Source organism: Paenibacillus sp. SC116 (genome assembly GCF_024733555.1).
GTDB lineage: Bacteria > Bacillota > Bacilli > Paenibacillales > Paenibacillaceae > Paenibacillus_B.
In genome coordinates, this window is record NZ_JANIOF010000001.1 from 2,143,391 (window position 1) to 2,163,002 (window position 19,612).

Below are 19,612 nucleotides of genomic sequence, written 5' to 3' on the forward strand. Positions count from 1 at the left end.
TGATGACTTTGAACAGTTGGGGCGAGCCAAGCCCGCTCTGCATACGTTATTAGCATGCCAATCAACCTATAAGGTTTGGGAAGGAGTACTTCACCGTGACGAATATGTCCTCTTTTTTTCCATGGCAGAAGTTCCAGGAGCAATTTGGTATTAAAATGCCCATCAACCCATCACAGATGTTAACGCAAAATGCTATTCAGAACTATGTCGAGGAAGAAATCAAACGCTCCTTTTCCAAAGCTTTCGATCAATCCAATTATGCTTCAGAACTATCTGACTCCGACTCTAACTCTGACTCTCCATCCTCATCTTCCCCAGCAGCTAGCGGCAAACCAGGTTGGTCCTCACGAGAAACCGATCATGAAATTACAATTGAAGTAAAGCTATCTAAAAAAACGAAACCTCAAGATGTTCGCCTCCAAATGAATCCTACTCGACTGTCGATTCAAAATATGAATACATCCCGCAAGCAACTTATTCCCTTACCGGCCCCAGTCTTTCCAAAAAGTACACGCGCCACCATTCAAGACAACAAACTGCGTGTCGTTATGCGCAAACAATCTGCAGGCAATATGCAAAATATCGATATCCAGATCGTTGATTAAGTTGCCCCGCATGTTACATTTGTTTACCTTTCAATATTCACCATAGGCCAAGTTCCTTCTTCTAGGCGTATGACATAGAATACGGTTAGACGGATTATAGTTAAAGGATGGATGGATATGCCTAACGTATTTAACATTTTCAACATTCGTGTCAATGCCATATCCAGCAACGGGTCCGTTAATCTAGGGAATACCATTATAAAAGGGAATACGACGGAAACAAAAAGTGTAGGCGGAAACTCTGTCGTTGGTGATTGTACCTCTTCTATTAACAACGAAACGAATTTGGTTAATAATCCTGATTTCACTGCAAATCCGAGTGTGGTCATATAGAGGTGTACATGATGAACATATGCATCAATCAAATACGAGTCAATGTTTTAAGTAACTTGGCTTCCATCAATATTGGTACGACCTTTTTGGGAAGCAATTCAAATGCGACCAGTCAAGTTGAATCGTCTGAAGGTGAAAAAGCTCCTGCCATGAACGCAGGTCATACGCATGCAGCGGAGCCTGTAGGTGTTCCAGAAGCAGAGCTAATGGAAGAGCCTATTATCCTTCCTCAGCTTGGAATGCCACCAATAGAAATGCCTCCTATTGAACCTAGAGCACCTGAATAAAATAAGGAGGCGATACGATGCAATCTTATCCGTCTTCATCTTCTACCTTCTACGTATGGCAGGCTTTAGAAGAGCGAATTCGCTCCATGGAAGCTCGTATTTCTCAACTAGAGGCACAAGTTCAGCAGCAGAGTACAGACAATCAAGCACTGCAAGCAACGATAAAGGAAGTAAAACCGATTCAGATCGGTACGATTAACTATAAAATCCAAGAATTGCACGTCAGTGAATTGTCAGGCACGCTTAATGTCGGCTTAACGGCGTTTACGGATGAGAAGGAGATGCAGAAGCTAATAGGCTCTCTTAAAGAGCAGGGAGAGAAGCAGATGGAGAATATGGACACCACCTATTCCAACGAGACCAATGTGTACGATATGTCTAAGTTAGATGAGGAAACGAAGAAAGAGAACAATCTTCAAAATGGTAAATATCAAAATAACGATAATGGCAAGCAAAAAAAGAGCACCGCATTCGAATAATTCGAGTGCAGTGCTCTTTATCGTATAACGCAAGCTACTATGCGTTGATTTTTTGTTTAGCTACTGTTGCCAAGGAGTTGAACGCGTTGATATCGTTCACTGCAAGATCAGCAAGCATTTTACGGTTGATGTTTACTTCAGCAAGCTTCAAGCCGTGCATGAATTTGCTGTAGGACAAGCCGTTCATACGAGCAGCTGCGTTGATACGAGCGATCCACAATTTGCGGAAATCGCGCTTCTTAACGCGACGATCGCGGTATGCGTAAAGCAAGGATTTCATTACTTGCTCGTTAGCTGTCTTAAATAGACGGTGCTTAGAACCAAAGTAACCTTTAGCTAGTTTTAGTACTTTTTTATGACGACGACGTGTAGTAAATCCGCCTTTAACTCGTGCCATTCTAGTAACCTCCCAATCGAATCATGTATCCGAATTATTGCTTGAGCCGTTTGTGCGACTTCAAGTTCTTACGTTATTACTTCAAGTTAGCCAATTGCTGTTTCAAACGGTTCACGTCACCAGCAGCCATTACTGGGTTTCCAGCGAGAACGCGCTTTTGACGTCCGGACTTATGGGACAACAGGTGGTTTCTGTAAGCTTTATAACGGCGAACTTTACCAGTACCTGTAATTTTGAAGCGGCCTTTAAGGCTGCTGTGCGTTTTCATTTTAGGCATAATCATTTCCTCCTCAATAATCAAATCCAATCCGCCACCTTCTCCGCGTGGCGGGAGGGTCCGTTTAGTTGCTCTTTGGCGCTAGAATCATAATCATGCTGCGACCTTCAAGCTTAGGTTGACGCTCGATTGTGCAAAGCTCTTCAACCTCTTTCTTAACGCGCTCCAACACGCGTTGACCGATTGAAGCATGTGTAATCTCACGACCACGGAAACGAACGGAGCATTTTACTTTATCCCCATCTTTGAGGAACTTAACAACGTTGCGAAGCTTCGTTTGGTAGTCATGCTCCTCGATGTTTGCACGGAACCAAACTTCCTTCATGTCAACAATCTTCTGGTTCTTACGAGCTTCTTTCTCTTTCTTCTGCTGCTCATAACGGAACTTTCCGTAGTCCATAATGCGGCATACTGGCGGCTTCGCTTGTGGTGCTACATTAACCAAGTCCAACTCTGCATCAATAGCCATTTGAAGCGCTTCACGGAAAGGCTTAATACCTAACTGTTCACTATCTGGTCCGACAAGACGAACTTCCTTAGCTCGAATTTCTTCGTTGATCATATGTTCCTTGCTAATGACCTTCCACCTCCATCATTTATATCCCCAAATTCATCAAAAAAGGGATGCATGCTCCCAAAAGAGCCCACATCCCTCACTTATCATCACAGGTGAGTATCGCATTAATGCGATAAGTTTCATAGACCAGCCAACTCTGAGTCGGTCAGGTGAGAAGCGGGCGCTTCTGCTTTCGTATTATTCGTACTCAAGTAATATATCATATGCGATAAACAGAGTCAAGTGTAGCAGCATGTAAATTTACACATTGGCTGTATAGCTTGAGATATGAAAAAGATGGGGAGTCCACAGACTCCCCATCGAACATTCAACATCTTTATATTATGCTTGCTTGCCTTGCACATCTTCCAATCTTACAACACGTGTATGCTCTGTATGGCTCCATACTTTGTTGTTCTGCGTGAAGAACGCGTAGAACGTAATTGGCCACCAAGAAAGCAAGAAGATTGGGAATGTGATCAAGGATGCGTAGATACGCGGCGATCTAACACCTTCAAGTACTAGCGCGAGAATGAACGCTGCACATGTCATCACTATTGAACCAACGAACAGCCATGGCGGCAATACTTCAGTTAGCGTTGGGAAGTTCGGACCATTGAAGAACGCTGCATCGACCCAAATATAAGCAGTAAGCAGGAATGTGGTCAATACCGTGTATACCGTTACCGTGTACAAGGCTGTATCGAACTTCGCCAAGTTGCGCTCCTTAATACTTTGCCACATCAATGGGAAGAAATAACGACGTGCTACTGTAAAGTGACCTTGCATCCAACGTAAACGCTGGCGTGCAGAAGCTTTGAACGTAAGCGGCTTCTCGTCAAATACGCGAGCTTTGTAGTTAAACACAGGGTTAACACCGTTCTTAACACAACGAACCGTAAACTCCAAGTCTTCAACCAAGCTTGTTGCTCCCCAGCCCATTTCTTGAAGAAGCTTGCTCTCAAAGCACATCCCCGTTCCACCCAAGAAGTTAGCCATCTTGAGATTTGTACGGGACAACTGCCACAAGCGGTTGCAGTACCAATAAGTTACACCGTAAGCTGCTGTAATCCAAGAATCATGTGGATTCTTCGTATCAATGTAACCTTGAATAACACGTGCTCCAGAGCACAGGTCATTATTCATTTCAGTTAGGAAATCTGTGCTAACCAAGTTATCTGCATCAATCATAACGACTGCATCAAACTGGCGCTCCATTTCCCATAAGTTCTTCAACATCCACTCAATCGCGAAACCTTTACCGCGCTGCTGAGGGTTATGACGTTCGCAAGCTGTCCAACCATGTTCACGAACGAGATCTGCTGTATTGTCTGTACAATTGTCACAGATAACAAAAACATCATACATATCTTTCGGATAATCGAGCGTCTTCAAGTTCTCCATCAACGCATCGATAACCGTTGCTTCGTTATGTGCAGCTACGAGCACAGCGAATGTCTTCTTAGGCTCGTGTTGTATATGCTTTTTCTTACGATAAATACCAAACAATGAAAGTGTGAATTGATAAACCCCGATAGTTGCCAGCAACAGTTGCATAACAACTAACCAATTTTCCACCATGCCAGGTGTCCCCCTTTAATCAAATACCCCTAATACATATCCTTTATCTCTCTCTACAGGCTTACATACGCTTGCTCAACATAACGAGCTGCATTCCGATTTCTCTCTTCGAATGTCATACAAACGTCATCCAAACGTAATAAAACGGTCGATCATGATTGTCTAACGTTTGCACTCTTTTGTCAAAACCTTTTATTGGCTTTCATTTGCTTCTGACTACGCTATAAGCGGTTGGCGTGCAATTTATATGTAGCAGACGTCTATTCATGCTACTTTATACTCATTTTCAACCAAATCCAACGTTTTTACAGCTAAAGTCCCTCTTTCTCTTGGTGCAATGTCCTATTATAGGACTACAAAGATGCATGGACAAGCAAATGACAGAGTGAATGAAGCATAACGAAATGATCGACTCATTTGTTATGACGGGTTTGAACGATAAAAAGTTTCATAAACAAAAACTTTTTATATTTTGTTTACCCATTCCCATTCGAATGAATCAAAAAATCAAACATGAAATCTCAACTATTCATGTGTCAACCATTGTAGCAAATTAACCACCCAAATTCTACTTTAGTATACCCAAACGATGGTTACTTGAATCTAAACAACAAGCAACGAAGTGCATACGAACTTTTACATGATCATCATGAAAAATTCACAAAATGATTATCTTCTGTTAATGTTACCTTGATATGATGTGTTCAAACTTCAGTCAAACCATAAATTGCTACTACGGAGGGGATATTATGACCCGTCTGCTCTCATGGTTATTGCATTGTGAACGACAGCTGTTTTTCTGGATTAATCATCGGATGCACCACCGCATCACGAGCTTTGTCCTATATTCATTTACCCACTTAGGTGGAGCAACATTTACAATAGCATGCTCATCACTTGTTGCACTGTTTAGCCCTGCACCTTGGAGTATGGCAGGCTGGCAAGCTTTAATTGCACTTGGCATTAGCCATATACCTGTAGTACTTATAAAAAAGGTATACCCGCGGCTGCGTCCGCACGTAGCTATGCCTGACATACGTACATTTCGGAAGCCGCTCGTCGATCATTCATTTCCTTCTGGGCATTCAACAGCGGCATTTTCGATCATCGTACCTTTTATCGCATTGATGCCTCAGCTAAGCTGGATTCTCATCCCTGCAGCTGGCATCGTAGCATTATCTCGAATGTACCTTGGACTGCATTATCCTTCGGACTGCCTAGCAGGTGCTATACTTGGCGCAGGAACAGCCGCATTAACGGTGTCACTATGGCCGAGCCACTTAATGGATTACTCATTCGTTTAATGTGGTAAGAGAAATTGAAGGAACAACGTAATTACGATTCGTCAGATTCTAAAGTGGTATAAAATTCAATCGAGGAAAGGTGACAGGTATGGAACAACAAGCCTTGTCCATGTTCAACGATACAGAAGCACAATGGTTCGGCAGCATAACGGGTGAAAAGAAACGCATCTTGCTTTTATCCGAACGCTTCGGAGCAGGCCATACACAAGCTGCACACGCGCTATCCGTAAGCTTGCGTAGAACTTCTCCTCATGTCCAAACACGTGTAATGGAGCTTGGAAAGTTCTTGAACCCAATAATGGCACCGCTCATCATCGAAGCTTATCGCCATACCGTAACGACACAGCCAAAGCTTGTCGGCTACATGTACAAGAAACAATATCGTCGTTCTTTAAATCGTCTTACGACACTAGCTTTGCATCGTCTTTTCTACACGCATGCAATGTCTGTATTTCGACAATTAAAGCCTGATATGATCGTATGCACGCATCCAATCCCGAACGCCGTCGTCTCTCGACTTCGTCGCCAAGGTCTAAACGTGCCCTTATATACATTAATTACCGATTATGATGCGCATGCTGCATGGGTATCGCCTATGGTCGATCGCTATTTGGTATCTACACAGGAAGTGAAAATGAAACTAGTAGAGCACGGCGTCCATCCTGGGCGTATTGAAATTACCGGGATACCCGTTCATCCAAAGTTCTGCGAGCAGCATGACCGCAACAAGAAAGCGGACATACGCAAACAGTTCGGGCTTAAAGAAATGCCTACGGTCATGGTTATGGGCGGTGGCTGGGGACTTATGGACCCGAATGATACCAATGAGCTGCTGACACGTTGGACCAATCATATCCAATTCGTGTTCTGTGTCGGAAATAACGATAAGCTGCGTGAGAAGCTACTGAAAAATCCACGCTTCCAGCATGAGAATGTGCATATGATCGGTTACACGAATGAAGTGGATAAGCTGATGGATGTATCTGACCTGCTCGTAACGAAGCCTGGCGGCATGACATGTACAGAAGCACTCGCCAAGGGCATTCCAATGCTGTTCTACAGCCCACTTCCTGGACAAGAGGAAGAAAACTGTCAGTATTTCACAGCAAAAGGATATGGTGAGCCCATTGATTGCCCTCAAGCGGTAGCCAAATGGATGAGCAAGTTAGCTTATGAGTACGAAGAAGTGTCCGCAAGAAGGATGGCTTATGTACAAAATGCTTCACGTTATCATCCACAAGCATGTGCAGAGTCATTACTGCATGACTTGTTAGGTGAAGAGCAAATACTCAGCCGTTTGTAAAAAGGTCAATCCGTTATCGACAACATTCAGCAATTGCGAAATAAAGAGTGCATCGTGGTAGATTGTCATAAATAATATAGTCGTATTTTGCAAACTATGAATATTATCGAATTTTACGTTATAAAACAAACAGACCCTTCAAATCCGAATGAAGCTACCGGATCTGAAGGGTCTTTACTATGAAAATGTAAAAATATAATTTTGAGTTAGAGAACTAATAAGCCTAGTTCTCTTCCTGCTCGTCCTTCTCTTCAACAGCAGCACGACGCTTCTCCTGCTGTTTCTCTTCTCTATACTTGCGAATCGCTTCTTCGCCTAGAACTACTTCAACACGATGAATGTTCATCCCTTTACCCATGAACTTTTGCTCGTATTCTGTCATCACATGCTCTTCATTAATTCCATCACGATGTAGATTCAATGAAATGCGACGCATAATAAGCTCCATATCTGCAAAGCTGTTCAGAGAAGATTCGAATAAAGTCTCTGAATCCGTCTTAAAGTGAATCTCGCCCAGCTCGTTCATAATATGAATATATTTCTCGACGAAATGGGAATGTGTCAAACGACGGCGAGCGTGACGCTTCTTCGGCCAAGGATCACTGAAGTTCAAATACACGCGCTCCAGCTCATTTTCCGCAAATACATTTTCGATAAATTCAACGTTCGTGCGAACGAGCTTTAAGTTAGCTGGATGAGAAAGCTCTGTCTCAAGCCCTTCCACTGCCTTCATCGCCTTTTCGCTTGCACGTGAAAGCAATTCGTCGTACATATCGATACCGATAAAGTTAATATGCGGATATTTCAAGCTCATTTGTGTAATGAACTGTCCTTTCCCCATGCCGAACTCAACCCAAATCGGGTTGTCATTTCCAAATAAGCTGCTCCATTTCCCTTTGTGAACTTCTGGCTCCAAAACAACAAGTGAAGTCATTTGCTCCAGTTGTGCGAGAGCACCTTTTTTACCACGTAAACGCATAAATATAGGCCTCCATATCATGTTGGTCATTTTTTAATCAAAAAAATTAAACGGAACAATCGCAGCAGCAACGATCTGCACAAAACAGGCAGAATACATATATGCTTGTGCCATGGTCCGAGTAAATGAATTCGCAATGTACAATAATCTCGACATTATACAGGACGATGTCGTGAAATCACGACAACTGTTCCGATTGTTAATTGTGCCAAAAAGTCCACTCTTCTGTAAAGCACGAAAAAAAGGAATGCCGCTAAAGGCACCCCTTTTCCATCACTATCATCATGTTCGTCCACTAATTGCTGACAATCTCGTATTGACGCTCTACAGCTTGACGTACCTTTTGCTGAGCTGCTGCTTTTACTTCAGACCCATATGGGAACTGCTGCCCCATTAATGCCATCGCTTCCTTAATCGTCAACTCTACTGCAATCTTCTTTTCCCCTTGCGGAATCGTAAATAGATCGCCCATCGTTGTTCACCTCACCTAATATCGATGTCTTTACATTTGTAAGCATCGTCTGGATCAGTCCGACTTATTCTATATTATTCTACTAGTAAGCGTTTTCTTCCTCCTTAAAAATGTAACATTTTGTGTAAGTTTTATTGAAGCTCAACTTCGCATTTGTACCCTATTTCTGTTACAATAAGTAGTGCATCTTCATGATGCTTATGGAAGATTGGAAAGGGTTTAACATATACCTATGACACATACAGAACAACTTATTACTGAAGAAGAACAGCCTCTCCTATGGGCTGACAAACGGTTTCATACATGGAACTATGAAATGCGCGAACAGTTCGGGGAAAAAGTATTCAAAGTAATGCTCGATGCTGGCTTTACTTGCCCGAACCGAGACGGAAATATTGCAATCGGTGGCTGCACCTTTTGCAGTGCACGTGGTTCCGGTGACTTCGCTGGACGCCGTCGTGACGATCTTGTCTCTCAGTTCAATACGATTCGTGATCGCCAACACACGAAGTGGCCAAATGCTAAATATATCGGCTACTTCCAAGCTTATACGAATACGTACGCACCAGTAGAAACGCTGCGAGACTATTTCGAGGTTATTTTAGAACAACCTGGGGTCGTAGGGTTATCGATTGCAACACGTCCAGATTGTCTACCTGACGATGTCATTGAATATTTGGCAGAGCTGAATCAGCGGACTTATTTGTGGATCGAGATGGGACTGCAAACGGTGCATGAATCTACATCCAACTTGATTAACCGTGCGCATGATACTGCCTGTTATATAGAAGCAGTTGAGAAATTGCGCAAGCACGGCATTCGTGTGTGTACTCATATTATTTATGGCTTGCCGCAAGAGACGCATGAGATGATGATGGAGACGCTTCGTCAAGTGTCCCATATGGATGTGCAAGGCATCAAGCTTCACCTGCTGCACCTTATGCGCAAGACACCTATGGTCAAGCAGTACGAGGCAGGCTTGCTTCGCTTCTTGGAGCAGGATGAATACATTAAGCTAATCGTAGACTCCTTGGAGCAATTGCCGCCGGATATGATCGTTCATCGCGTTACAGGCGATGCGCCGCGCGATCTTCTCATTGGTCCTATGTGGAGCCAGAAGAAGTGGGAAGTATTGAACGGCATCGACAAAGAGCTGCGACTCCGCAATACATGGCAGGGCAAGTATCGGAGGGATAAGTAAGATGGGATTCCTTTCTGTGCTGAGCTTTGCCCAGCAAATGGTGAAAGAGCGCGTCCAACTAGGCGACCGCGTAGTAGACGCAACGATGGGTACGGGCGTGGATACATTGTTCCTCGCCCGGCTTGTTGGAGAACGTGGACACGTAGCCGCGTTCGACATTCAGGCGCAAGCGCTTGAATTAACGCGTAAGCGCCTCCAAAGTGGCCTTGGCCTGGACGCAGCGGCGTCCGTGGACTTGCGGCTTGCAAGCCACGCCGACCTCGTCGGCGCGCTGCCCCCAGAGTGGCACGGGCAGACGGCAGCCGTCATGTTTAATCTTGGCTTCCTGCCAACGGCAGAAGCCGACAAGGCTGTCATGACGGAGCCGTCCACGACGCTTACTGCGCTAGAGGGGGCCTTGGCCCTGCTGCGCCCTGGAGGCGTACTTAGCGTCGTGCTGTACCCAGGCCATGACGGGGGCGACCGCGAAGCGGATGCCGTTCAGGCTTGGGCCGAGGGCCTGCCCCAAGTGGTTGGGCAGGCATTGATCTACCGCATGCTGCAGCGTCCGCATGCGCCTTATGCAATTGCCATCGAGAAGCGGCGCGGCTAATTTAGATGTATCAATTAGGCAGCCTAGCACCCTATTACGCTGCCCATTCGCAACCAACGTCGATATCTAGCATTTTAGGCGATTCACCCGACTCAGGTGTACCCTTCTCGCTGCTTGCTTTTCAGGCAGCAGGAAGCCACATATAGATCAAGTCCAGATAGAACAAGACAAGATTACAACTGAAAAGGAGACGAAGAAGATGGGTATACGCAAGCTGGAGCATACTGGAATTATGGTGCGAAATATGGAGGAATCCATTACCTTTTACACAGAAGTTATCGGCATGACGTTAAAAGATAAGTTTATTCATACGGATGGGATTATCGGGCTCGCTTTTCTTGGCTTTCCCGAGCAAGACAGCGTAGAGCTTGAACTGATCCAAGGATACAATGACAATTTGCCTGCTGAAGGAAAAGTTCATCATCTTGCCTTCACGGTAGATGATATCGAATCCGAGTTTGAACGTATTCAAGAGCTGCAAATTGAGCTTATCAATCCAGAGATCATTACACTGCCAAACGGCAGCCGCTATTTCTTCTTCAAAGGACCTGACGGCGAACATCTTGAGCTGTTCCAATCAACTAGACCTTAACTAACATGGGAGTGAAGAGACATGACAGTACCATACCCACTGAAATTCCAACCCGAGTTCAAAGAACGTGTCTGGGGCGGACGTGCCTTGGAGCAATTCGGACTAGAACTGCCAGAAGGTCATATTGGCGAAGGCTGGATGATCGGTGACCATCCGAATGGCATTACACAAATTGTGAATGGTGAGCTTGCTGGAAAAGGATTGGATGAAGTTCGTGAACAATTTGGACGCGAATGGTTCGGCACGAAAGGCTTCTCTGAAAAAAATGGACGCTTCCCGCTGCTTATTAAGCTGCTCGATTGCAACGATGACTTGTCGGTTCAAGTTCATCCAACGGATGAATACGAAGGCCTGCCTAAAGGCGAGCTTGGCAAGACAGAAATGTGGTACGTGCTCGATGCGAAGCCAGGTGCTAAGATCATTTATGGCCTAAAGGAAAACATAGATCGCGCTGCACTAGCACAAGCAATCGAAGAAGGCCGTATTATGGACGCACTTCAAGAAGTTCCTGTTCAAGCCGGAGATTCCTTCTATATTCCTGCGGGTACGGTACATGCTCTATGTGCTGGCGTTGTGGTAGCTGAAGTACAGCAAAATTCCGATACCACTTATCGTCTCTATGATTACAATCGTCCAGGCCTTGATGGCAAGCCTCGTGAGCTGCACATTGAGGATTCCTTGAATGTAATTGCTTACGAAGGCGCGGGAGCAACGCGCATGAAGACAGACGATGCAAAACCTAACGAATGGCTGCAACTTGCACAATCGCCATATTTCGTCGTGGAAAAAGGAATCGTCAGCACACCTTGGGAGTTATCAACGACTGCAGAGAGCTTTGTTATTCTTGTTATCTGTGATGGTACAGGCACACTTAGCTGGGAACAAGGTTCTATCGAGTTCCGCTCAGGCGAGTGCTTCCTCTTGCCAGCGAACTTGGGCAGCTATACACTTGAAGGCAGCTGCACCGTGCTTCGCTCTATTGCACCTTAATGTTCATTAAAAAGTATTTTAAAGATGAATGAATCACAGCCGTATGTGCACTCATTTTGATATAAACCGAATAGTTGCAACTTATCAGTTGAGGGATCCGTTTCATTTAAGCGGATCTCTTTTCTTTATATTGATTTTTAGGCATTGATAAAATCTCCATACGGTGTTTACTCCTATACCTTTCGTAAGCCGCGACACGTCCCTCACGGAATTCAGCACTTATCGCTTCTCACTCATAGAAAGTAAAAATCACAAATTGTTCATGGACATCGATAATATCGTGACTATTTTCACATGAATGGATGATCAAACGATTTACGATGTAAGTGAGGCCATTACACACCACTCTATAAATTGGTAGATTCAATTGCAATGAGTGAAAAAAGCTTTTTGAGCTGCATGACGTGATGCGAGGATTGTAGTTCAACTATGAAAGAAAGGATGATCGCAATGAAACGAACAGCACTCGTCTTTATAGCCATTTTGCTAACGGTTGGCGTAGCATGGACGGCATATGGAGAAGAAGCACTTCCTCCGCCGAAACGGTTGACGACGAAACATATGATGGCTGATCTCAAGCATGCGTACACGATGCTGCTTCAACACCATCCACATTTCAAAGAGAATGATATTAACATGAAATCGGACTGGATTGATAGCTACAATTATTATTTACAATTGATTAAACAAGCTTCCGACGAAGAACAATTCAAACAAGTTATACAAATCATGCTAAACGACCTTCGAGATGGAGATACACGGTTATTAGCCAAAGATGAATACGATAACTATTATGATCACTGTGAAAATGTGCAGCAAGCTACTTATAAAGATGAACTAGAAAAAATGTCAGCGAAACGTCGATATGCCCACCAGCCAACGAACGGATCGGATCAGCAGCACATGCATCGCAATCATCATCAAGAAAGCGATATGCACAGTGACGAGAGCGACTTGCATATGTTCACACTGCCAAACAGTGGGTACGTTCTACGCATCCCTAATTAGATGCAAGATGCATGATAGAGCCCCCAAACGTCACTTTGTAACACTTGAGCTCCACATCGAACCTTACTTTTTTAAAAAAGGACCTCAACTCCCACTAAAGCGTCCTCTTAGAATGCTCATCGGATCAATCTAGTTTGTCCAATGTCCATTCTAAGAGGTATATCACGCTATAAAGTGGAGAGTGAGGTCCTGTTTTTTATTGTCATTATAGACGTCTCCTGTCGTGTGAACACGATTGAAACATCCCTGTTCTATCCATTGAGCTACTTCACGTATTTGTTTATCAGCCTACAGCTAAGCATACAACATCTTCTCCGATACGACGAAAACGAGTGGACGACCATTATCCTGCTGTTGGTAGACAACGATCACAATGGATGACTCTATGTCCGCTGACGGTGCAGCGTCCAGTGTCTGAACTGATGTAATCACTGCTGTAGAAGCAGCCTGTATATCTGGATTAGAAGGGTCGTTGGAATTTCCATCATCCACCGATCCTTGCCCCTCTGTCTGACCTACATTCATCCAATAAGCAACATCGAATGGCATCCGTTCTACAACCGCATGCTTATGCAGCTCGCGCTCGTTCAGCCCGAGCTCTGCGAAAACGCTACCCAATCGTTCAGGATGTTCCGCTGCTGCACGAAGAATACGCGCCGCCTCATCTTTATCAATAACGTCCTGCCACCATATTTTACGAGGCTTGTACTTATGGTTCATGAAGTAGTCCAGCCTCATTAGCCCTTGTGCAACCTCTGGATGCTTCAATTCGCGCCCTTCCAAGAAGCTGCTTAGGCGGACAAATAGATCTTCCAACTGATGGCCAATCTTCTGCCAGCCTTGTCCTTCCCAATAGTCACCAAATGCTTGGAAGAAATCAAATGGTGAACCAAATTCACGTTCCATCAGATGCTCCATCGTCGTATCCAAGCGATGTGAGTTCCAATATTTTTCCAATACATCTTCCAGACGCTTAAGACGGACAACATCGTCAAATGGCAGCATATCATTGCTGAGCATCTCGTACGGAGCATGATCCATATATACATATCCGTACTTCGCGGCATCAATACGCAAGCCCGTTCCACGCAGCAGCTTCAAGAAACCAAGCTGGATTTCTTCTGGACGAAGCGCAAATACATCGTTAAACGTCGTACGGAATATCTCGTAATCTTCCAATGGAAGGCCGGCAATCAAATCGAGATGCTGGTCAATCTTGCCGCTATTTTTAACTTTCGTTACCGTACGCGTCAACTTCGCAAAGTTCTGGCGACGCTTCACCAGTTCATTCGTCGGATCATTGGTCGATTGCACACCAATTTCAAAACGGAATATACCTGGAGGCGCATGTTCAGCTAGGAAATCAAGCACTTCCGGACGCATAATATCTGCCGTAATTTCGAATTGGAACACACAACCGTTATGATTGTCGATTAGGAATTGGAAAATTTCCATCGCGTAATCACGCTTGATATTGAACGTCCGGTCGACAAATTTAATCAATTTTGCACCGTTGTTGATGAGATATAGCAGGTCTGACTTCGTACGTTCCATATCGAAATAACGAACGCCAACCTCGATACTGGAAAGACAAAATTGACAGCTGAACGGGCAGCCACGGCTTGTCTCAAAGTACACAACACGGCGTCCCAGATCAGGCAAGTCCTCAGCAAAGCGATATGGTGACGGAATCTGATTCAAGTCCAACTTTGGACGCGGTGGATTAACGAGAATCTCCCCTGCTTTGTTGCGGTAAGCAACACCAAAGACGAAATGATACTTGCGATCCGTACTCATTTCCCTCAGCAAGTGGAGCAGTGTCTCTTCCCCTTCGCCAACAATAATAAAGTCAACGTCCGGAAGTCGCTCCATCCAATACGTTGTATCATAGGATACTTCCGGACCACCAAGTACAACTTTTACTTCCGGCAATACTTTACGCAGCATGCTAATGACTTTTATCGTCTCTTCGATATTCCAAATATAACAGGAGAATCCTATCACATCAGGCTTACGCTGATATAGATCAGACACGATGTTCATAACCGGATCTTTGATCGTGAATTCTGCCAGTTCTATAGGGAACTCCGGTTCACAATGTGCTTTCAGGCACCGCAGCGCGAGTGATGTGTGAATATATTTTGCATTTAACGTTGCTAGTACGACTTTCATAGTAGCTCCTTTCAACGGCTAACCAGCCAATCCTCATTATAACGATTATCGTCAAAAAATTCGAGCTGCAACAGCCGTCTCTTTTCTATAATGCAAAAAGGCTGCCAACTACTTGCCGGCAAGCCTAAAATGGATAAATAATTAAACTCAAGAGAGAAATTAACAACTTATTTGGGTATTCAGATAAAGCATTGTGTTGTAACATAATATATAAATTAGGATGACAGAACACAATCATATTCTATATAATTAGTTAGTTTGACAGTATTGAAAACATAGTGATATCATGTGCCTTATGCACAAAATCGTCCAGTCGTGGAGGTGAAGTCGTATGACTGCTAAATACACTAATGTACAAGTTCTTGCTGTAGCAGAGGAATTCAAGTCACGCCTCACGAAGCAATCCATTACAGATATTGAATTCATTTCGGCTGTCATAGCTATGCACAACTCTGGCAGAATTGATGAATCAGATGCCGGAAAAATTCTTCTCCATGCTTATGCTGGGGATGTTAACTGTATGAAGACCAAGCTATTACAAGCTTCACTTCAACTAAATGATGAAATGATTCTAGAAATTCAACGAAAAGCAACGCATTAAGATACTGTTTCTTGCCGATACGAATCACTTTATTTATACCATTCTAGTGTACTTGCAAGCTTACCCCTCTAAAGCACGAGCAGGTACATAGGTTATATCGTTAATGAGCATATCTTCATATTTGGATTTACAATTATCACATTTAAATCAGTCGGCGTGCTCTCGTCGCCTCCCTCATGTATTTGTTTTTTAATCACTCCCATTTTTTGAGAAGCCTTCGGGGACAATTTCTTGACTCCATTTTTGGTGTGGACGCCTTCATTAGATGTCTACGATTTATTTTCGCACCATTAGAAATAAGTAATTTTTTAATATTTATCTTTATATATCCTTATCAGTCATTTTTTCAGGCTTCGACTCTATTGGATGCTGCTGCAAATTTTTCAGGGCTTTCATAATTATAGCTGGGTATTTAAGCCCCATTTTTCCGCAGTTTTCTAGGATACTAATCCCTTCTGTTGCCATAATAAACATTAACATAGCATTGCGCATAAAGTGTCCTTCATTCCCAACAACTACATCCAATTGGTGAGCAACTATAATCAGACTTAATGAAATCGTTTTTCGCACTATCCCTCTCCAGCTATCTCTGCTTGTTAGAACATCATTGTACCAAGCAGCAAGTACTCCCGTTACATAGTCAAGAATGACTAGAATGGTACATGATAGAAACAGTGCATCAATTCCACCTAGTAATAGAGTAATAAATGACACTCCCCCACCAATTAGTAGCGTATACAAACTATCTGTGGCTTTCTCCATATCTATTTACCCCTTCTGGTTTACTCTATCTGCCGCTTCAGATGCTATTCTATCTGCGTCTAAAATAAGTTTTGCAGCTTTCTTTACCGTTTTTCTAATTTTATTAGGCGAAATTTCTAACATTTTAGTAATTTCTTTAGGTTCATATCCCTTTAGCTTGGAATGAATAATTTTTTGCTCAGTCTCGTCTAAGGCATGACTGATGTTTTCAACAATTCGTTCTACCAGCATACGGCTATCTGCGTCTTCCTGGAATCCCTCGTAGATTTCGTACTGTTCGTTACTCTTATCTAAAAAGCTGACCTTGGACATAAGCATTGCTTTTTCCACCTTTTTCGAATCTTCCATCCCTAGCAGTTGTGATATATGTATAGCAGGAGGAAGATAGCCCAACTTCTTTTCAATTTTCCCAATAGCATTGATGATGACACTTGCTGTTCTAGTAGGGCGAATCATTTTCGTATGATCACGTAAAAAGTGCTTTACTTCACGTACTATAGCAACGACAGAGAACGTACTGAATCGATTTCCCATTTTCGGATTGAACGCCTGAATCGATTTAAGTAGTGCTAATCTACCAATTTGAAGAAGATCATCTTTTTCAATACCATGAACTCTGGTTAAATAGTCTGGGGAGCCTATATATTTGTGGATGGAGTGCCATATTAAATTCTCGTTTGCTATCATGCTTTCCCCTGCATATTCTTTATCCTGCTGACACCGATAAATATTTTCGGCTATATCTAGTGAATAATACTGTTTATCGGCTTTACGATTCGCTTCAATGGTTGTTGTATCCACACCTACACCTCTTCTGTTCACTTTTCGGATTCGGACAATGATACAAGCTCTTCTTTCGTTATTTCTACGATTTCAAGAACTGTTTTCGATAACGGCCATGTAGAACCATCGGTCATTAATAAGCTATAAAAAATTTCAGGTCGTTCTACTTTTTCCCCAGTAGTCATATCTAAATAAATTTCCGCTTTTTCAAATCCGCAAACATGTCCTGCAAACCATACATTTTCAGTTTCTGACTCACTGCCGAGCTTAGGCATTTCATTGACAGGTACATGTACCAACTTTCCTGACGCATCTCGCAGCATTTCCTCCGTTAATGGCTCTGTTTTCGTTTTAATTATTTTCATCGTATTCTCTCCTTATTTATTAAGTAATAATAGAATCAGTTCGATTCAACTGGGCTCCAAAATTCAAGCAACAATGGTAACGGTACCGCTATCGTGGATATGCACTGACCTGTGTGATCAACATAACGCACATATGAATTTTCTTCCTGATAATGAAGTGTGCCGACGATCTCTGAAAATCTACTTTTTAAAATTGTATGTTCATTCATCATTCATATCTTCCTTATATATAAAGTAGGTATTTAGCCTTAATATTTTTCCAAAAGCCAGCCACATTAGCCTTCGTGCATTTCATCACTTTCGCGATCTCTTGAAAGCTTAATCCTGTCGTCCACAATAGAAAAACTTCCCTTTCTCTTGGCGTTAACCCACCTCTAAGTGAAAAATCATGAATAAACACCACATCCTCATACGTTGCATCTTCCGAAGATAAATAATCAGCTACAATGCCTCCCAACATGCCATATTCGATGTCTGAGACTTCTTGTGCAGGGACAAAACGAATTGACTCATTAAGAGGTCTACTAGGACGATGCTTAGACTCAGCAATCTTATTAATTATGGTCGTATCAATAATCCGATTTAGGTATGTTTTCATACGACTTTTAGCAGGGTCATATCGATCCACATAGCGCAAAATTCGAATCATGCACTCTTGAACAAGATCATCATTCTCCATACCTGTAACTTGCTTTCCTCTTATTCGTTTGTAACAAGTGTTCTGTGCAGCCTCAATAAAAGCTTCCATGTCCTCTAAAGCATACAATTCTTCCAATGTTAATTGGCTCATCGTACAATCCCCTTTTCCTGAAATAGGATTAAAAATAAAATAATTCTAATGGAATAATACTGCAAAAAAGATCGAACTCAGTATCAATTTGCTTCTTCTTGTATATTTTTGTCGTAGAAAATGATACTGAACGCTTGTAGTCGCGATAAGCTTTCAGGACCTTCTTGCTCATCCAGCATTTGAATAAGCTCTTCAATAATCTCTTGCTTCGTCATGCCGTCTTCGTGCGAGTAAGATGAAGATAAAATGGTCTCACCGTCATAGCTGTACGTTAGTCTTGTCGTAATCATGTCATTTCCTCCCTAAGTTAACTGGCCCAAGTAGTATCCAAACCACTCTGCAATATCCTTTACATGTCGTTCTGGCGAGCGTCTTGCCAGCTCATATAAACCCGAGCCCTCATATTCATGCATAAGTGAAGCCACATCACCATGACGTGCTTCGCAGTGCAATACAATTTCATATATAATCTCCGAATGCCGCAGCGTTTTAGATTCATGTAATGGAAGCAAATGTAGCCGTTTATTATCTACTTGCTTACTTTCAGTACGATCCATTACAAGTTCAGCATCTATTAATTCATTGATATGATGCATTAACGTTGATAGACTCCATCGCAATTGCATTTGCAATGATTCATAAGACACCACTACATCCCTGTTTGCCCCCGCTTCATGTTTAATGAGCGTGTACAGCATTTTCGCTTGTGCGGACAAAAATAAGCAGTTCGTAATTTTCGTTATCGCGATACAAAACCCACGATTGATACCTTCATTTACAATGAACTCCGTTTCTTTACTTACAGCACGCTCTTGCACGTCAACAAATTGCTCCATGATGACTCCCCTTTTTATGTCCTTGTTATCCCATACATTGCCACCCAGAAATAGTTAAGGTCCAATCTAATAAACTTTTAAAAATTCTTATAAAATATAAAGGTCAAATAGCCCTCACCTTATCAGGTTGGGGGCTATTTGACCTTTACGTTATAAAAATACCGATTCTTATTAAGCGTATGATGGTTTAATCATTAGGTATTATGCAGCTCAGTGATCCTCTTTATTAATTTGCTATATTACTAAAATAACGCCTATTTGACTGAACTACCTGCACCGAATCTGCATGTAATCTGCAAAAAATCTGCAACTGGAAAAACAAGTCGTACGAATAATTGTTACACTGA

At 42.9% G+C, this 19,612-nt stretch carries 25 protein-coding genes; 12 read left to right on the forward strand and 13 right to left on the reverse strand.

The window, feature by feature from the left end:
- Positions 1 to 104 precede the first annotated feature (104 nt).
- From NQ117_RS09280 to gerPC, 4 genes are all read left to right on the forward strand, one after another.
- Positions 105 to 605 (forward strand): CS domain-containing protein, encoded by a 501-nt coding sequence (locus NQ117_RS09280; protein ID WP_258278212.1) that lies wholly within the window; start codon positions 105 to 107, stop codon positions 603 to 605.
- Between the two features lie 117 nt (positions 606 to 722).
- Entirely contained in the window at positions 723 to 938 is a 216-nt protein-coding gene (locus NQ117_RS09285; RefSeq protein WP_028593096.1) for a spore germination protein, read from the forward strand.
- A gap of 8 nt (positions 939 to 946) precedes the next feature.
- Positions 947 to 1,225, forward strand: coding sequence for a hypothetical protein (locus NQ117_RS09290; RefSeq protein WP_258277675.1), 279 nt, complete (start codon positions 947 to 949; stop codon positions 1,223 to 1,225).
- A 17-nt stretch (positions 1,226 to 1,242) separates the two neighbouring features.
- Entirely contained in the window at positions 1,243 to 1,704 is a 462-nt protein-coding gene (gerPC, locus tag NQ117_RS09295; RefSeq protein ID WP_258277676.1) for a spore germination protein GerPC, read from the forward strand.
- Positions 1,705 to 1,741: 37 nt separating this feature from the next.
- On the opposite strand, the gene rplT is transcribed toward gerPC, so the two are convergent.
- The 4 genes from rplT to NQ117_RS09315 all read right to left on the reverse strand — a co-directional run bounded on the left by rplT (position 1,742) and on the right by NQ117_RS09315 (position 4,515).
- Positions 1,742 to 2,101, reverse strand: a complete 360-nt coding sequence (gene rplT / locus NQ117_RS09300) for a 50S ribosomal protein L20 (RefSeq protein ID WP_028593099.1) — start codon at positions 2,099 to 2,101, stop codon at positions 1,742 to 1,744.
- A 76-nt stretch (positions 2,102 to 2,177) separates the two neighbouring features.
- The gene (gene rpmI, locus NQ117_RS09305) at positions 2,178 to 2,378 is read right to left on the reverse strand and encodes a 50S ribosomal protein L35 (RefSeq protein WP_144987074.1); all 201 of its coding nucleotides are present in this window, start codon (positions 2,376 to 2,378) and stop codon (positions 2,178 to 2,180) included.
- Positions 2,379 to 2,442: 64 nt separating this feature from the next.
- Positions 2,443 to 2,940, reverse strand: a complete 498-nt coding sequence (gene infC / locus NQ117_RS09310; protein WP_028593101.1) for a translation initiation factor IF-3 — start codon at positions 2,938 to 2,940, stop codon at positions 2,443 to 2,445.
- 336 nt (positions 2,941 to 3,276) lie between these two features.
- The gene (locus NQ117_RS09315; RefSeq protein ID WP_258277677.1) at positions 3,277 to 4,515 is read right to left on the reverse strand and encodes a glycosyltransferase family 2 protein; all 1,239 of its coding nucleotides are present in this window, start codon (positions 4,513 to 4,515) and stop codon (positions 3,277 to 3,279) included.
- Positions 4,516 to 5,264: 749 nt separating this feature from the next.
- Between NQ117_RS09315 and NQ117_RS09320 the strand changes: the two genes are divergently transcribed.
- On the forward strand, positions 5,265 to 5,819 hold the full coding sequence (locus tag NQ117_RS09320; RefSeq protein WP_258277678.1) for a phosphatase PAP2 family protein: 555 nt from the start codon (positions 5,265 to 5,267) through the stop codon (positions 5,817 to 5,819).
- A gap of 109 nt (positions 5,820 to 5,928) precedes the next feature.
- Entirely contained in the window at positions 5,929 to 7,122 is a 1,194-nt protein-coding gene (locus NQ117_RS09325; protein WP_258278213.1) for an MGDG synthase family glycosyltransferase, read from the forward strand.
- A gap of 223 nt (positions 7,123 to 7,345) precedes the next feature.
- Here the strand turns inward: NQ117_RS09325 and trmB are convergent, their stop codons facing one another.
- Positions 7,346 to 8,101, reverse strand: coding sequence for a tRNA (guanosine(46)-N7)-methyltransferase TrmB (gene trmB / locus NQ117_RS09330; protein WP_258277679.1), 756 nt, complete (start codon positions 8,099 to 8,101; stop codon positions 7,346 to 7,348).
- 295 nt (positions 8,102 to 8,396) lie between these two features.
- Positions 8,397 to 8,573 (reverse strand): hypothetical protein, encoded by a 177-nt coding sequence (locus NQ117_RS09335; protein WP_186785881.1) that lies wholly within the window; start codon positions 8,571 to 8,573, stop codon positions 8,397 to 8,399.
- 232 nt (positions 8,574 to 8,805) lie between these two features.
- Here NQ117_RS09335 and mnmL point away from each other — a divergent pair, with 232 nt between their 5' ends.
- The 5 genes from mnmL to NQ117_RS09360 all read left to right on the forward strand — a co-directional run bounded on the left by mnmL (position 8,806) and on the right by NQ117_RS09360 (position 12,956).
- A complete protein-coding gene (mnmL, locus tag NQ117_RS09340; protein WP_258277680.1) occupies positions 8,806 to 9,774 on the forward strand; it encodes a tRNA modification radical SAM protein MnmL/YtqA in 969 nt (322 codons plus the stop codon).
- A gap of 1 nt (position 9,775) precedes the next feature.
- The gene (mnmM, locus tag NQ117_RS09345) at positions 9,776 to 10,366 is read left to right on the forward strand and encodes a tRNA 5-(aminomethyl)-2-thiouridylate-methyltransferase MnmM (protein WP_258277681.1); all 591 of its coding nucleotides are present in this window, start codon (positions 9,776 to 9,778) and stop codon (positions 10,364 to 10,366) included.
- Positions 10,367 to 10,565: 199 nt separating this feature from the next.
- Complete coding sequence (locus NQ117_RS09350; RefSeq protein WP_258277682.1) at positions 10,566 to 10,958, forward strand: VOC family protein; 393 nt, start codon at positions 10,566 to 10,568, stop codon at positions 10,956 to 10,958.
- A 21-nt stretch (positions 10,959 to 10,979) separates the two neighbouring features.
- A complete protein-coding gene (locus NQ117_RS09355) occupies positions 10,980 to 11,948 on the forward strand; it encodes a type I phosphomannose isomerase catalytic subunit (protein ID WP_258277683.1) in 969 nt (322 codons plus the stop codon).
- A 450-nt stretch (positions 11,949 to 12,398) separates the two neighbouring features.
- The gene (locus NQ117_RS09360; RefSeq protein WP_258277684.1) at positions 12,399 to 12,956 is read left to right on the forward strand and encodes a hypothetical protein; all 558 of its coding nucleotides are present in this window, start codon (positions 12,399 to 12,401) and stop codon (positions 12,954 to 12,956) included.
- A gap of 294 nt (positions 12,957 to 13,250) precedes the next feature.
- Here the strand turns inward: NQ117_RS09360 and NQ117_RS09365 are convergent, their stop codons facing one another.
- On the reverse strand, positions 13,251 to 15,128 hold the full coding sequence (locus NQ117_RS09365; RefSeq protein WP_258277685.1) for a B12-binding domain-containing radical SAM protein: 1,878 nt from the start codon (positions 15,126 to 15,128) through the stop codon (positions 13,251 to 13,253).
- Between the two features lie 331 nt (positions 15,129 to 15,459).
- Between NQ117_RS09365 and NQ117_RS09370 the strand changes: the two genes are divergently transcribed.
- Positions 15,460 to 15,729, forward strand: a complete 270-nt coding sequence (locus tag NQ117_RS09370) for a hypothetical protein (protein WP_258277686.1) — start codon at positions 15,460 to 15,462, stop codon at positions 15,727 to 15,729.
- 321 nt (positions 15,730 to 16,050) lie between these two features.
- Here NQ117_RS09370 and NQ117_RS09375 read toward each other — a convergent pair whose 3' ends face one another.
- The 6 genes from NQ117_RS09375 to NQ117_RS09400 form a co-directional block, all read right to left on the reverse strand.
- Complete coding sequence (locus NQ117_RS09375) at positions 16,051 to 16,491, reverse strand: phage holin family protein (RefSeq protein WP_258277687.1); 441 nt, start codon at positions 16,489 to 16,491, stop codon at positions 16,051 to 16,053.
- Positions 16,492 to 16,497: 6 nt separating this feature from the next.
- The gene (locus NQ117_RS09380) at positions 16,498 to 17,292 is read right to left on the reverse strand and encodes a sigma-70 family RNA polymerase sigma factor (RefSeq protein ID WP_258277688.1); all 795 of its coding nucleotides are present in this window, start codon (positions 17,290 to 17,292) and stop codon (positions 16,498 to 16,500) included.
- Between the two features lie 17 nt (positions 17,293 to 17,309).
- A complete protein-coding gene (locus NQ117_RS09385) occupies positions 17,310 to 17,639 on the reverse strand; it encodes a hypothetical protein (RefSeq protein WP_258277689.1) in 330 nt (109 codons plus the stop codon).
- A gap of 223 nt (positions 17,640 to 17,862) precedes the next feature.
- On the reverse strand, positions 17,863 to 18,429 hold the full coding sequence (locus tag NQ117_RS09390) for an RNA polymerase sigma factor (RefSeq protein WP_258277690.1): 567 nt from the start codon (positions 18,427 to 18,429) through the stop codon (positions 17,863 to 17,865).
- 83 nt (positions 18,430 to 18,512) lie between these two features.
- Entirely contained in the window at positions 18,513 to 18,719 is a 207-nt protein-coding gene (locus NQ117_RS09395; protein ID WP_258277691.1) for a hypothetical protein, read from the reverse strand.
- A gap of 12 nt (positions 18,720 to 18,731) precedes the next feature.
- Positions 18,732 to 19,265 (reverse strand): hypothetical protein, encoded by a 534-nt coding sequence (locus NQ117_RS09400; RefSeq protein WP_258277692.1) that lies wholly within the window; start codon positions 19,263 to 19,265, stop codon positions 18,732 to 18,734.
- Positions 19,266 to 19,612: the final 347 nt, after the last annotated feature.